This window comes from Woeseia sp. D3-10, from assembly GCF_055809415.1.
On record NZ_JBVVTW010000007.1, the window covers coordinates 1,128,553 to 1,142,731 of the forward strand.

At 55.4% G+C, this 14,179-nt stretch carries 12 protein-coding genes and 4 pseudogenes; 7 read left to right on the top strand and 9 right to left on the bottom strand.

Going from position 1 to position 14,179, the window contains the following annotated elements; genetic code table 11:
• Positions 1 to 21: 21 nt before the first annotated feature.
• Positions 22 to 873, bottom strand: coding sequence for an NAD(P)H-binding protein (locus tag AC0L8N_RS05820; RefSeq protein WP_473670057.1), 852 nt, complete (start codon positions 871 to 873; stop codon positions 22 to 24).
• Between the two features lie 137 nt (positions 874 to 1,010).
• Between AC0L8N_RS05820 and AC0L8N_RS05825 the strand changes: the two genes are divergently transcribed.
• From AC0L8N_RS05825 to AC0L8N_RS05850, 6 genes and pseudogenes are all read left to right on the top strand, one after another.
• A complete protein-coding gene (locus AC0L8N_RS05825; protein WP_473666629.1) occupies positions 1,011 to 1,208 on the top strand; it encodes a MarR family transcriptional regulator in 198 nt (65 codons plus the stop codon).
• Positions 1,209 to 1,480: 272 nt separating this feature from the next.
• Positions 1,481 to 1,776 (top strand): annotated as a pseudogene (locus AC0L8N_RS05830) (siderophore-interacting protein).
• A pseudogene (locus tag AC0L8N_RS05835) lies at positions 1,773 to 2,039 on the top strand (SIP domain-containing protein); the annotation flags it as partial. The pseudogenes AC0L8N_RS05830 and AC0L8N_RS05835, both read left to right, overlap by 4 nt.
• Entirely contained in the window at positions 2,018 to 2,167 is a 150-nt protein-coding gene (locus tag AC0L8N_RS05840; RefSeq protein ID WP_473666630.1) for a hypothetical protein, read from the top strand. The pseudogene AC0L8N_RS05835 and the gene AC0L8N_RS05840, both read left to right, overlap by 22 nt.
• A 279-nt stretch (positions 2,168 to 2,446) precedes the next feature.
• A complete protein-coding gene (locus AC0L8N_RS05845) occupies positions 2,447 to 2,869 on the top strand; it encodes a GFA family protein (RefSeq protein ID WP_473666631.1) in 423 nt (140 codons plus the stop codon).
• A 211-nt stretch (positions 2,870 to 3,080) separates the two neighbouring features.
• Positions 3,081 to 3,713 (top strand): annotated as a pseudogene (locus tag AC0L8N_RS05850) (hypothetical protein).
• 172 nt (positions 3,714 to 3,885) lie between these two features.
• Here the strand turns inward: AC0L8N_RS05850 and AC0L8N_RS05855 are convergent.
• The 6 genes and pseudogenes from AC0L8N_RS05855 to AC0L8N_RS05880 all read right to left on the bottom strand — a co-directional run bounded on the left by AC0L8N_RS05855 (position 3,886) and on the right by AC0L8N_RS05880 (position 11,565).
• Positions 3,886 to 4,433: pseudogene (locus AC0L8N_RS05855) on the bottom strand (YdeI/OmpD-associated family protein).
• 643 nt (positions 4,434 to 5,076) lie between these two features.
• Positions 5,077 to 5,682, bottom strand: coding sequence for a hypothetical protein (locus AC0L8N_RS05860; protein ID WP_473666632.1), 606 nt, complete (start codon positions 5,680 to 5,682; stop codon positions 5,077 to 5,079).
• A 388-nt stretch (positions 5,683 to 6,070) separates the two neighbouring features.
• Complete coding sequence (locus AC0L8N_RS05865; RefSeq protein ID WP_473666633.1) at positions 6,071 to 6,502, bottom strand: hypothetical protein; 432 nt, start codon at positions 6,500 to 6,502, stop codon at positions 6,071 to 6,073.
• Between the two features lie 1,584 nt (positions 6,503 to 8,086).
• Positions 8,087 to 9,139, bottom strand: a complete 1,053-nt coding sequence (locus AC0L8N_RS05870; protein ID WP_473666634.1) for a YaaC family protein — start codon at positions 9,137 to 9,139, stop codon at positions 8,087 to 8,089.
• 199 nt (positions 9,140 to 9,338) lie between these two features.
• Positions 9,339 to 9,716 carry an SWIM zinc finger family protein gene (locus AC0L8N_RS05875; protein WP_473666635.1) on the bottom strand — a complete coding sequence of 126 codons (378 nt, stop codon included), beginning with the start codon at positions 9,714 to 9,716 and terminating at the stop codon, positions 9,339 to 9,341.
• A gap of 310 nt (positions 9,717 to 10,026) precedes the next feature.
• A complete protein-coding gene (locus tag AC0L8N_RS05880) occupies positions 10,027 to 11,565 on the bottom strand; it encodes a phage tail sheath C-terminal domain-containing protein (protein ID WP_473666636.1) in 1,539 nt (512 codons plus the stop codon).
• Positions 11,566 to 11,816: 251 nt separating this feature from the next.
• On the opposite strand from AC0L8N_RS05880, the gene AC0L8N_RS05885 reads away from it, so the two are divergent.
• Entirely contained in the window at positions 11,817 to 12,881 is a 1,065-nt protein-coding gene (locus tag AC0L8N_RS05885; protein WP_473666637.1) for a 1-aminocyclopropane-1-carboxylate deaminase/D-cysteine desulfhydrase, read from the top strand.
• Here AC0L8N_RS05885 and AC0L8N_RS05890 read toward each other — a convergent pair.
• A complete protein-coding gene (locus tag AC0L8N_RS05890) occupies positions 12,869 to 12,994 on the bottom strand; it encodes a hypothetical protein (protein ID WP_473666638.1) in 126 nt (41 codons plus the stop codon). The genes AC0L8N_RS05885 and AC0L8N_RS05890 overlap by 13 nt on opposite strands.
• Positions 12,994 to 14,157: a L,D-transpeptidase family protein gene (locus AC0L8N_RS05895; protein ID WP_473666639.1), complete on the bottom strand. Its 1,164-nt coding sequence runs from the start codon at positions 14,155 to 14,157 to the stop codon at positions 12,994 to 12,996. The genes AC0L8N_RS05890 and AC0L8N_RS05895 overlap by 1 nt, the downstream gene beginning before the upstream one ends.
• Positions 14,158 to 14,179 lie beyond the last annotated feature (22 nt).

Here is a 14,179-nt window from a genome sequence, read left to right on the forward strand (position 1 = left end):
TGCAGTTGTAGCCGGCCTGTTTCATGTATTGTCCACTAACAGACTCCCGAAATAGTCCGGCCACGACTGATGCTTTCGGTCGGCTGCGATTTCAAACTGACTTGGGTTGTCCACTGCGCCCAGACGAATACCGGCGTAGATACCCGCGATGATCCCACCTAGAAACTCCCCAAGTTCCGCTGTCCGTTCACGCCGGTAGTCCTCAATTGTCATTTCCCGGTACGGTAGATCGACCCCGGACAACTGGCTCAGATAGTCGGCCAATTGAACCTGGGTCAGCCCATCGCCGTGCAAATTGTAGGTTTCGCCGTTGTGTTTGTCGTCGATCAGCATGCGTGCGTAGGCGCAGGCAAGTTCGGGACGGGTCGTGTATCCGCACTTTGCATCACCCGCGCAATTGGCTACGCATCCCGCCTTCTTGTAGGAATCCATATATTCAATGTCGGGTTCGATATAAATGCCGTTGCGACCAATAACCCACTCAAGGCCGCTGTCACGAACGTCCTGCTCTGTTTGCCGATTACTCTGCACGACCGGCGAAAACCCGGTTCCCGTCTCCGCACCCTGGATGCTGGTGTACACGATCTTTTGAACGCCCGCACTCCGGGCCGCCCGAATGACGTTTCGGTGTTGTTCGATTCGCTTCTGCGGTTCGTCCATGCCGGACACCAGCAGCAGCGTTGAGACTGAACCAAGTGAAGCTGCCAGATCGTTCGGCGAATTGTAATCACCTTTTCTGATCTCGATACCAGGGTGTTGAGCCTTGGCCGGTGTGCGCGCCAGGCCAACCACCGGCACGGAATTCGATCGGGAAACGGCTTTGAGAACTTCCGAACCCAGCTTGCCGCCGGCTCCGGTCACTGCAATGGTCATCCCCTGTTTCTCCCCGACTTTGCGGTCGATTAATTTAGTTGACACAGTCAATCATCCAGAATATGGTTGATACTGTCAACTATTTACCGAGCCGACTATGAAGAGCTCTCTCCTTAAGTGATGCACTGCACCGTCTGATGCATGCCTACAAGAAACAGATACGGGACGGCATTGAGGAACAACAAGTCTCGATTCCGGTAACACAAATCCGCGCATTGAAAGGAATTTGCCGGCGTCCCGACATCACCGCACAACAGATCGCAAAACGGATGCGGCAAGACAAGGCGCAGATTACCCGTGCCATCAATGGGCTGATCGAGCCTCGGGCTCGTTGAGAAGGCGGAGAACCCCGACGATGGCCGCAGTCACTTCTTAAAACCTACGTGGAAACGACTGCTGTCGAAAATCGATCGCCTCGAAGAACAGGCCAGCATTCGTATGACCGGCAACCTGAGTGAGAAAGAACTGAAGACATTTATTCGCATTGCCAGCGTCATGACCGAAAACTCGGTTGGCGTCACTGATGCAGAACAAGGAACTCACTCCTATGGCTAAACCACCCATGCAAGAACTGGAAGTCGTTCGCTCCGAACGGATTACCGAGCACATGCTGCGCATCACTCTGGGCGGCGAGCCGCCGCCCTCTATTCCAGACAATCACGAGAGCGCTTACATCAAACTGGTTTTCCCACGCGGTGATGACGAGCGGCCTCTCTTGCGCACGTACACAATCCGCCACCAGCGAGCGACTGAGATCGATGTGGATTTTGCGCTGCACGGTCAAATGGGCCGGCGACCGCATGGGCCGTCAATTCGCAACCGGGGGACCGGATACTGATTGGTGGCCCGGGTCCAACTCGATCGCTCAGGATGCTGACTGGTACTTGCTGGCGGGAGACATGACTGCGCTGCCTGCAATCAGCGTCAACCTGCAGGAACTGCCGACAGATGCTCGTGAAGATGCCGTCCTTGAAGTTCCCAGCGAAGCAGACATCCTGCCATTGCAGCACCCGGAGGGCATGATCGTGCACTGGGAGATTAACCCGCAGCCCGATCCGGACGGCGCGTTCCTGTTGTCGAAGATTCGCGCGTTACCGTGGCTGGAGGCCAGCCTGCCGTGTGGGCGGCCTGCGAGTTCAACAGCATGCGCAGCCTGCGGCGTTACTTCAAGCAGGAGTGCGGCATTCCCAAATCGCAGCTGTACGTTTCGAAGCTACTGGAAGATCGGCCTTGCCGAAGAAGAACACAAGCAAGCGAAAAACAGCAGGATGCGGCGGAGGCAGAGGCGGCATAACGACTCAAGCCGATGCCATTTGAATGGCTGCGCTGAAAGAACAAACAGGGGTTCTGCAAATCGTTCGCCGCGAGCAGGCTCTTTCTGCAAAACCACGCCGCGCCACCAGATTCCATGCAGAATGACGTCCGCGTTGGCTAGTGGGAAGCGACCGTGAAACCCTGACCAACGCGCCTGATACCTTTCTGGGCCTGTGTCGTGCCGATGGACGGGCTACGCGCCAACTCCGGTTTTTCTATACAATTGAGCGACCACTAACTCGCCGTCCGGGGGAACACCATGACAACCGAGCAACATACAGGTAAGTGTTTTTGCGGTGCGGTGGAAATCACCGCAACGGGTGCCCCATTCGCCATGGGCTATTGCCACTGCAAGGATTGCCGCGCCTGGAGCGCCGGTCCGGTAAATGCATCGACGCTCTGGAAGCGTGACGAAGTGAACGAAGGACAACTACTGGCCAACTACGCGCTAACCGATGCAAGTCAGCGCAAGTACTGCAAACAGTGCGGTGGTCACGTCATGTCTGATCACCCGGGTGGCGATTTCATGGATGTTTACGCCGCAATTCTACCCACTTTGAAATTCGAACCGGGTATTCACGTCAACTACGAATCGGCTGTGCTGCGTATGAAAGATGGCTTGCCGAAGATGAAAGATCTTCCTGCCGAGATGGGCGGGTCAGGCGAAATATTGCCTGAGTAGAACCAGGCGAGCCCGTTCAACCATTTTCGTCGTTTTTCCAAAAGTGCGCAGTGGATGGATCGCTATCTACAGCTCGATGCCCGAAATCGTTGATCCGTTCGGGAAAAAAGTATATTTGATCCAACTCTTTCTCATCGACGAACAGAAAAACCGATTGATGCTGGTATATTGATAGCTCACTCACCAACACGGACACTTGGGGAATACGAAAATGTTGAAGAATAAAAAGGTGGCTGTAAAAGGTCTCGCGCTCTGCGGATTGGTCGTCGCAGGCCTGGCACTGGCGCAACAACCTACAGGGCCGATGTCCTTCTTTTTAACCAGCGCGGGTTCCGGGAAGGCGGAGACCTGGGTGGCCTTAAAGGCGCCGATGCCATTTGTCAGAATTTGGCGGAAGGCGCTGGCAGTAGCGGCCTTACCTGGCGCGCTTACCTCAGCACTCAGGGCGAGAACGCGGTAAACGCCCGCGACAGAATCGGCAAAGGTCCGTGGTTCAACGCCAATGGCAACCGGATCGCCGCCGACGTGGACGAACTGCACACCGTGATGAATCGCGTAAACGCCTATACGGCAGTCGACGAACGTGGCCGCACCATTCCTGGCAGCTGGTCTGCATGAACTGCATGACATTCTCACCTGCGCCGAAAGCCGACGGAACGGCCTACCCCAGTGGCGAAGACATGTCCTGCGCCAACTGGACGAGCAGTTCGACAGTGGCAAAGCCCGACTCGGCCACCATGACTACGAGCACTGAACCGACCATGACTCCAGAGGTTGCAGCCAGTCTGCACTGATCAGCACGGGCGGCGACGGCCTGTTCTACTGTTTCGCTGTGCAGAATTAAGCCAGCGTCGACATGCCACATTGGCCGCTGCTTGAGGTTTTTACTGGCTGCCATTGAGGTCTGGAGTTTGCGAGTAATGAGTGAGCTGCTGTTTACTGCGCATGGCAGCTGGCTTCTTGCATTTAGAGCGTCCCCTATTACGCCTTTCGCGCGGACCGCACCGCACTTAACTTCAGGGCGCTGCTGCATCCGGCGCACGTAAGGCTTTGCTGTAAAAGCCCGACGGGATTCGAACAACACACCCGCTTCTTGCCATCAGCCAGCATCTCGCACGCATCGACGATCTGGGCCCGGTCTCGGCCTGCTGGCGAAACAATCCAGTGTATCCAGTCCACCCGTGCGATGGTCGTCGTGGCTTTCCACACCTTAAGCGCCTCAGGCGCTGCGGATAGTGCCTTCTGAAAATCTGCGGGACTTTGGGCTCCGGCTCTTTCTTTACCGGTGCGATCTCCAGAGTGACGGTATCGCCAATCTCCGCGCCAGCCGCTTCACGCAACGCCGCACTGATTTTTAGCCAATGGCTCTGTTGGCCATCGGGTTCGAGCGTTTCCTGGAATGCATGTCCGTTGAGCGTGCCGTCTATTGTGGTCCTGTCCTTCGTGGGAGCTTGTCACTCGCGCTTTTTGGCAGCACTACGAATGACCACCCGTCATCGCTGCCGGGCTTGGCGGGGCGAAACAGCGTCGTTTTGAACTGCGATCGTGAATCGGCCATAGGCATGTAGACTCCAGCGGGCAACACCGCTGCGGTTAATGTCTGTTTTCAACTCGGGATTTTGACCAATGGTCGCAACGCCCGTTGAACCGAGTCAAGTCGGGAGATTCTCCGCATAGGTGCGTACCTAAACTCAAAGGCTCCCAGGCATCCTCAGTCTTCTTGAATGCAGTGGGAACTTGACGGACCCCACTAACTGACCTGGAACTGGCGACGAAGTTGATGCTAGAGAGAACCAAATCCAATCGCAGCCAATTTATCAAAGCACCGGCGTACGTGGTGGCGCTCCCCGCGAGCCGTCAATACGCCAGCTGTTGCCTACTCGCAACCTGCGCATTGATGAATTCAACTTGCGCCGAATCCTCGCCGTACTTATCAATAAATCGCTTGGCAAACCGGGCCTGGTCGCGAGCCATGCTGTGGCACAGATACGGGCGGGCAAGGTCTGAATCCACCGTTTCGGGGAGATCAACAGCGTCGCAGAGCAAAAGCCGGGCGTGCCAGAAATCGATATCACTGCCGAGGCCCGTTGGGTTGGCAGCGGCGAGTGCGGCAAGTTCTTCGTCAACCGTAAGGTGATCGGCGAAGCAGTCGTGGTAACCGCCAAAGGGTGTGATCGAGCGATCTTCTTCGTAGAGGCAGATTGTCGCTATCGTGCTATCACTCTCGGCCTGATCGGTGCGGGCCCATTTGATTGCCTGCAGACTGTTCCGTGAAAAAGCACGGCAACGTGTTCGGCATTGGTATCAGACCAGGGGTGCGCGGAGCGGTAATCCTGCGTGACCCAGTTTACGAACTTATCTTCATGGTAGTTCTCTGACGTAAAAACCATGATGGATTTTTCACCGCGAACCGTCGTGGGCATCGGCAACCCAGCCTCAAAAACGGGCCCACCGGTTTTATAGCTAACGACACTGAACGCGATGATTGCCACCGGAACCACTGGAATCGCGAGCCACGATCGCGCGGAAGATGAACACCCTCTCATCAAACCGTAGAGCGCAACCCAGAACGCATCCGTTGCGACGAACAACAACAGTGGATTGCCATCAAGCCTGAACGGCGAACCGGCGGGCTGGTAGTCGGTGAACATCCAGGCATGCAGCCGATCGAACTCAAGCATCAAGGACAGCGACGCGGCCAAGACACTGAAGCCGATAACCGGCAGGTAACGATACAAACCCTCTGTCGAATTGCGGCAAGCAAGAATGAGACCCGCAGCGATGACAAAACTCGGGCACGTGAAATACACCACCGGCAACGGGCACCGGAATCAGGTATTCCGCAAACGCGGATCCCGTACCCCAGATGCCGGACCAGCCCAATGCGCCAGCGATGGCGGCGGGCGTTATCCATGCAAATACCAGTATAAAGACGTGCATGCCTGTACCTCGGTGATGACCTCGGGCCCCTAGATCTTTTTGGCCGTGAACCCGAAATTGCAGCGACACCCATTGTAATAAGGGGCTCAGAATTCGACTGTGACCCAAGCCTCAAGCAATAGTTGCGAAGGCCAATTGCATAGAGAGAGAGCGCTAAAGTGTTAGGTTGGTTTCAACCCGGTGACCCACACAGGCGAACCCCGGGGCCGCAAGAAATAACCCTGACTCCATTCTTTGATCTACTCGAAACGGTAGATTGGACTAGGGCGAATCCACAAATTCCGGGTAGAAGATCTGGACCACCACACTCGCTATGAGCAGTCCACCCAGGGCGAGACTCCACATATTTCTGACGACGTAACGGCAGCGATCACGGTTTGCCACTCCGATCAGACGCCAAAGGCGTCCAACGATCCAGAAGCAAGCGACAACTACCAGAATAATCTTTACGGTGTTCCCGAGGTCCTGTAGGACCCCACCGGACTTCATGTTTTGAAACAAGAACGGTACGGCGAAAATACTGCTGACAAACGCCAGTACGAATTCGGCGATGACGCCCGGCGCCTGCAGCCGCAACGCCCGAAACTTCCTTACTGCCCCGAATAGCTTGTTGCGATACTCGGCGGACAGCCTGCGAGAGGTCTGCTTTTCCGCGGCGATATCGTCGGGCAGATGGGAGTCAATCTCTATCATTTGGCCAGTATCGACGGATCCAATAGCCGAATTCTGTGCTTGCCGTCTCAGTCATTGACGGTGCCTGAATCATAGCTGCAACGAAAAAGGCCTCAGGCATATTTGGACCTGGCGACGCTCACCGGCTTTTTCTGACGCCACGAAAATAAACCTGACACCCTTTCTGCATTGTTGGTCTGCAACAACGTCTCTATCGACATGTGCCGACCGAAGCCGATGCATACACGCCAACCAGTGACCCGACTTGCGCCCGAGAAAATTTCCCAGTTGTCTTGTCAAGAACGATAGAATCCACACTACCGGTCCCAGTAGCCACAAGCTGCAGAACCATAGTTTTCTCGGTTTCATAGACTCTCTGCATTGGAGACGTGTTTCCACTCTCGAACAAGATGCGGACTTTCTCATCATCTAAACCTTGCATCGTTATTGCCATTCCAACTTCGGCAGTTGTCGACGATCGTGCAACGGAACAAACAAGAGCGTCTTTCATTGTGAAATCCGCAGCGAAGGTCAACCCGCTATCATTGATCTCCTGCGAACATCCAGAAAGCAACAGAACAATGTTAAGAATCAGCAGCGCCGACGGCGAATAGGGTGCGCAATCCATCGTTTCAATCCTTCATTTGCCAGAATAAACGACAGTCGCGTATTAACGAACACTACGATCCGCACGCATAGAATAGGTGCGGAATAGTTCCAAGTAATGCGACGACCGGTAAATGATTTCAACACCGCATATGTTTTGATGCTCAGCACCGAAGTTGCCTATGCAGCCAAACTTCTGATATTACACGCACTTGACGCGGGCCGCCTGGAGCGGCAGCGCAAGGCGGGCCGGGTCAAGTGAGGGATGCAGCGCATTTTTGGGCGTCATTACCCGCCTCAGCATAACGGCATGACTTCCGGACTTTGACCGGCAACGACTACTGTTTTCGTACAGCAGCATCCAAGGACGGAAATGGCCCGAGCCATTTCGCATGACTTGGATCATATCCTCCAACTCTTCCCGCACGATCATTGCAGAAGGTGCATTCACCGATATGAATTACGGCCTTATGAAGTGCGGCCTGCCCATTTTCATGAATGAAAAAACTCATGACGCTGCTGTCCCGACCTTCCTACCGAAGGTCTTCAAATCCAGAAATACTTGCCTCCCCGATCTTGTATAGGCCCTTCGTCCCTTTGTCTCGGCTCGAGACACGTACCGCCCACCCTTGAATAGTGACCTTATCAAAGACGACAGATTCGTCTTCCTCTTCCGAACCGGCCGTCTTCGTATTTCCATATTGTCCACCTGGAGAGATGCGAAACGCAATCTTCCCCGTCTCACGATTCTTTACACGAACGGGGTAGAGGCGTTGTCCGCTTTTGTGGACAAGGCAAAATGTTTTACCTAAGACTTCGTCAGACAATATGTTCTCCAAAACTTCAGAATGGTGCGAATTCCTTCGCAAATAGCAGGTGACGCCACAGGTCTAAACTCAGTCGCACGTGACGCAGGTCGCCTAGAGCGGCAGCGTAAGGCGGTCTGAGTCAAGTGACGAGTACAGAGCATTGTTAGGCGATCCCACGACTAAGTCTGAATTATGAAGTGGGTGTATTTATGATGTCATAGCTGCTAGTTCTAATAAACTGTCTCCCAGTCATCTCTGTGGCGATTGCAAAAATAAATTGTGCAGGCGCCATACGAAGAAACTCTGTGATCAGCCAATTCTGCCTCGCGTCAAGATGTTTGTTTAGGCGATCCGGTGCGTATCGGGTTAATTCGCTAAGCCTGTGCATCGCCGCAAACGTCATGGCCAATTGCGATCGCCTTATCACTCGCGGATCGGCAATTGCTTTACGAAGATACCACCGCGTTTTGGTGGAGTGTATGGGCGTAATAAATCGGCGAGTGTAACTATGGTATTTTTGAAGTCGCGCCACACTCGCTAGTTTCTGTTGCCCATTCCACTCAAAGCGCGCCTTTCTTCGGACAATCATCGATTCCGACGAGCTTGGAATGCGCTCCCAGCCAGCTGGCAGAACACGGTCAAAGTGCGAAGATGCATACTGTCCGGCGACCTTCCCCTGAATCCAGGTTTCCTTAGACTTTCTCCTCCGAACGAATTTAAGGTCAAAGACTGGAAGAAATAGTTCAGTCGTCGCAGGATACGTAAGAACGAATGCCCGATGAACCCATGGAATATTGTAAAGAAGCCTCTCGAGATTATGTGACTCCTTAGCTCCAACAGGTTGCCCCATTACACCGCACAGCATCGGAAGTACGCCGCCGGTGTGAAAGATTGCTATTTCGTTCTGTAAAGCGGCCCGGGAATCGGGAATATGATAGCCACTGACACCGTGGCGGTCAGTAAAGGGCACTGACTTTAGGATTAGAAGCGCTTTGGTCGCATTGAGAAAGCAATAGTAAGCACTTAGTGGCGCTGAAATCCCGGGAAGCAGCTCGGTGGCTTTATAGAACGCAGCCGCCTGATTCCAAAAGAACAATGCTTCTTTCTGATTCTCTCTGCGAAGCCAAAGCCGAACGAAATCCCATGGGTCTGAGCACAAAACATTCGGTGCGCCGAATACCGGACTGGAGACGGCTGTATGCGGCCTTAATGGCTTCTTATTGACGAGGAGAGTATCAGCCATGATCAATTTTCTGCCTACGATTAAGCTCACCGGCACTTAACGGAGATCGCCTGGAGTGACAGGGTAAGGCGGGCTGGGTCAAGTGACAGGCCAACATAGTTGCGTATTAGGCCGTGTCATTCGATTATTAGTCCGACTGTTCCACGTCGGTTTGCACTCTTGAAAACTTGGTAGTCCATTCTTCCGCGCGAGTCTCTTATTACATCATCATCATTACGGAAAGATTCTTTCGCGCAGCCTTGAACTCGGATTCAGCCTCCGACAACTCTTCAGGCAATCCAGTCTCACGGAGTTTGGCTACTTTAGTCGCACAAGTCTCGAACCTTTCCAGAGCAGATTCGAGCCGAGTGCCAGGAAGGCTTTCCAATACCTGAGTTAGGTCTTTATGGTTCTTACTAGTAATTTTCGAAGCATCACCTCGAAGCAACGCAATTCGATGTCTACAGAAGTTGCCATATTTTCCGGCGGGGCAATCGCAATCTGCATTCAAATACCCCTTTCCAATATAGAAAGTCACTATGAATTTCGCTCTCCCCTCGGCTATGAAAAAAATAATTTCCGTAGTAGTGGCTGCCATTGACTATGCACCTTGCTCGTAGCGAAACCGGTGATTGGCCGTGCTAAAGCCTTCGTCACGAAGTTGCACGGTACCGATCGTTCTCATTACTTGCATATCCGGCCGGGGGCGTAATTGTTTCTGCTGCGGCCTAACTACATGTAGTAAATAAAAATACAAACTAAAACTCTAACTTTCCTACATTTCTCCGTACGGAGGTCTGGACAAGTTACTCATTCGACTACAACTCGACTTTCGAAACATTGTAGATAAACGGTATGTAGAATTTGCGCTCAAAACTATGGCCGTTAAACAACCAACGCGGACAAACTCAAGCACAAGCCTCAACCACCGGCGCGAACGCCGTACTGGCTATCCGGCTTCCCGAAACAGTTTGGTACAACGTCAATGCCAGTACCTCTGCACTGCTCACTGGCGTAAAGCTCAGCAAAATCGTCAAGCCACGCTCCGTACCCGGCGCGTTAACGTCTCGCTGCAGTTCGCACTGCACGGTGTAGTGGTCATCGGCAAACGCACCGGCGGCGGCCAGTTCGTGCATGTACTCCTCGACCTGGCAGTGCACGCGCTCCAGTGCATGGGCGCGGTCGTTGTCGAAGATTGCCCAGCGGGTGGCGCTTTCTATCGCTTTGCCAATGAACAGGCACATTCTGCGTATCGTCAGTCTTGCAAACTGCTGGTCTGATTGGCCGCTGCAGCCCAGCGTTACGCCGCCGGTGAAATGCAACCGGCCGTCGTCGCCGGTGACGATGGCGTTCAGGCCGGCGCGGTGCAGCCAGCGTTCTTCTTTTTCTTCTATTTCAACTTCTGCTTGCAGACGGCGGTTGAACGCAAACTGTCGGCCGCTCAATTCCGCCCACGGTCCGTCGTGTACATCCAGTTTGCACAACAGGCCTGCGAGTGCGCCGCCGGCCGGTTGGGTTTTGCCTTCCACGTTCAGCCGCGGAAAGTAGGAAACGATATTGCAACTGGTGAAGCCCGCGTTGCGGGTGCCTTCGGCGGCCGCTCGTGGTGAATCCCAGTTGCTTGGTGGGTCCACGATCAGCATCGCGCCGCGTTTGCGGCAATAGAGTTCGGCCGCCAGGGTTGCCGCCGGCCCCGGCTCGCGAGCACCTGAGGGTGGCGGCATGTACAGGAGATCGAATTCCGCTATCGCGTTCAGGCTGAAGATTCCGGTGCCGCGCACGGCCGAACCAATGAGATCGTAATCGCACAATTCGCCACCATCCGAGCCGCGCTCGTTGGGGCCGATGTACGGCGATCGGGAATCCGCATTGCGGCCCATCGTCGCGTTCGGGCGGCGCGCGGGCAGCGGCAGGTTCAGCTCCACTATGGCGGACTCTTCCAGTGCTTCGACAATACTTGCCGTGCTTTCCGGGTCGCAGCTGATGCGCTCGAAGATTTCCTGGTCAACCACCACGCCGTTCGCGGGCGAAAGGCGCTGCACAATCAGGTTGAAATGTTCGTCATCGTCGATGCCGTCGTAATCGACCGCCGCACGCAGCAGCTCGGTCGAGCCCGGCTCCACCGCACGCATCATCAGGGCACCGTCACCGGCGGGAAGCTGCAAGCCCGCGCCGATGGCATTGTTCGCCACCCGTATTACGTAGAGTTTGGGTCCGCCGTGGGCGAAGAACTGCTCCACCGCGTGGCTCAGGCTACTGCGTTTCCAGGTGCCACCGAAGCGACGCGTGAAGGCCGCGTAGCTTTCAATCAGCACCGGGGTATCGAGTGGGCCGCGCAATGTTCGGCCGATGAATGCTGGCAGCGTGTGAGCCCGAACTCCGATGGGCTCGTCCATCGGCGGAATCTCAGTCACGGTGATGCCGTGATCCACCTCACCCAACATCATAGGCGAGCAACCTCAGAAACCCGGGCGAAGGTGTAAGCGGACGAAACCAGCAGAGGATAAATCGCGTCGGCGCCAGGGAAGCTGGCACGCAGGTCGGGTGAGCAATACTCGGGCGACGCTACATCTGACAAATCCGTCTCCGCGATTTCCTGTCAGATAAAGATGCGCTTCATTCTAGAGAGCGAATCGCAAAGATGCCATTTTATTTGACAATAATTGATCCGACGACCGCATCTGTTAATAATCGGAGCATGCCGGAGCAAGATGAGTTGCAATCAACCTACCCCGTACTCGGACGGCAACTCCCTCGTTTGTCGCTCACGAGTTTGCCAACGCCGATACGCCTCGTGCATCTCGAACACAACAGCGGCACGCGTCGCATACTCATCAAACAGGACGATCGCAGCGCCCTGCTCTACGGCGGCAACAAAGTGCGCAAACTCGAGTACATGCTCGCCGCGGCGCGCAAGAAAGGCCGCAAAACTATCGCCACGTTTGGCACCACCGGTTCGCACCATGCACTGGCTACAGCGCTTTATGCGCGCCAGCACGGCTTTGCGAACATCGCGTTTTTGTCGCGACAGACACATACGGATGCGGTCCGGCCGGTGCTCAACATGCACCAGAAAATCGGCAGTGAAATCGTGCCGTTCGACGGCGATCGCGCTACGCGTATCGCCACACTCCGCCGGCACTTGCGCGGACGAAATGCCATGGTGATTCCCGCTGGCGGCTCGTCCTGGCTGGGTACTTTGGGCTTCGTGAATGCCGCGCTCGAACTGTCGGCACAGATCAGTCGCAGGGTCTGCGACTTGCCCGATCGGCTATACGTCGCCACCGGCACAATGGGCACGGCGGTCGGACTTGCGCTCGGTTTTGCGCTGGTTGGCATGCCGATAGACGTGCACGCGGTGCGTATCTCGCACAACTCGATCACCAACGATGAAAAACTGGCGCGGCTCGCGGCCAAGACCGTGCTGATGATTCGCAGACTTGATAGCAGCATTCCTGCAAACCTTGCCGATGAAATGCGCTTGACGCTGCGTCATGAATTCTTCGGCGATGGCTACGCACAAACCAACGCCGCCACCGAGCACGCGATTCGGGTCGCGCGTCGTGGTCTCAATTTAAAACTGGAACCTACCTACACGGGCAAGGCCATGGCGGCGATGCTTGCGGATCTCAAAGACCCGGCAACCGCTGGCATGAGCATGATGTTCTGGCAGAGCTATCACGCGGCTGATTTGCCGGTGAGCGCGGATGCGCCGTTGGACCGGGCAACGATGCCCGCAGAGTTTCTGCCTTACTTTTCCTGAGCGGTCGCCTGTTCAGCCGCTTGCGCGCGGCGCGCGGATTCTTCTTTGTCTTCCTGATCTTCGTCGCGACGCCGGTCTATTTCACCCAGCATGATGTCCAGCCATTCGCTCATCAGTTTACTGCCTCAATAATTACGGGGTCGGCGTCCGGTAGCTGATCGATCATCTCCCGCACTTCAGACAAGGTCGGTACGTCCGGGTCCAGCTCCACCGTGTTGTGAACCAGCACGGCACGCTCAAAAATTTCGTCAAGGTCGCCGCGGGCCAGTTGCACCGGCACGCCGCGCGCTTCGCTGGCTGCTGCCTGCATGTGCGCACTCAGCTCCGGGTCAGCGACAAACGTTTCGTCACTCTCAGCCATTGCCGCCAGCAAGCCGGCGATACGTTCTTCGGCGGGCTGCTCATCTTCTTCCAGCGGCGGATGACTTTCGAAATACAACTCGCCGTCACGCTCACCGAGCAGGTACGGCTGATTAACGATAGTGACTTCGAGACCAAGACCCACCAGCTCGTAAAGCGTCTCGATATTCTCCGGGTACATGCGTACGCAGCCGTGACTGACCCGCATGCCCACACCGTAAGGCTGGTTGGTGCCGTGAATCAGATAACCGGGAAGACCGAGTTTCAGCACGTGGCGACCAAGCGGGTTGTCCGGACCCGGCGGCACAATGGCCGGCAGCGGGTTGCCGAGTTCCGCGTGCTCTTTGCGCACCGAGGTTGGCACATACCAGTGCGGATCGCGTGCTTTCGCCGTGACCGTGGTTGCGCCGGTCGGCGTTTCCCAGCCGACGCGACCGATGCCGATCGGGTAGGTCATGACTGTCTGTGCTTCACCTTCAAGCGCTTCCGGGAAATAGAACAAACGTTTGCTCGCAATATTGAGAACAACGCCGCGTCGCGGTGTTGCTGGCAACACGTACTGCGTCGGCAACAACACGGGTGTTCCGGCCGGCGGGATCCACGGGTCTACCGTCGGGTTGGCGGACACAATTTCGTCGTAACCCAAACCGTACTCGCGGGCGAGATCGGAGAACGTGTCGCCTTCGTTAATGCGCACGACCTGCAATTCGCCGATGACAGACTGCGCTTCGTCATCGAGCTGAAAATAATTGCGGCTGATCGGATCAGCGAGCGGCAACTCGGCGTCGGCGAAGATTTCCTCACGTACCGGCGCGCTGTCTTCGCGGCCCTTGTCGAGAAAGCCCTCGAACGTGGAGCACGCGGCCAGCGGCAGCAGGAATACAAGGCTGGTGATTCGAAGGCGAGATAGTGACATGGGCATCGTGTTTCAGGACTGA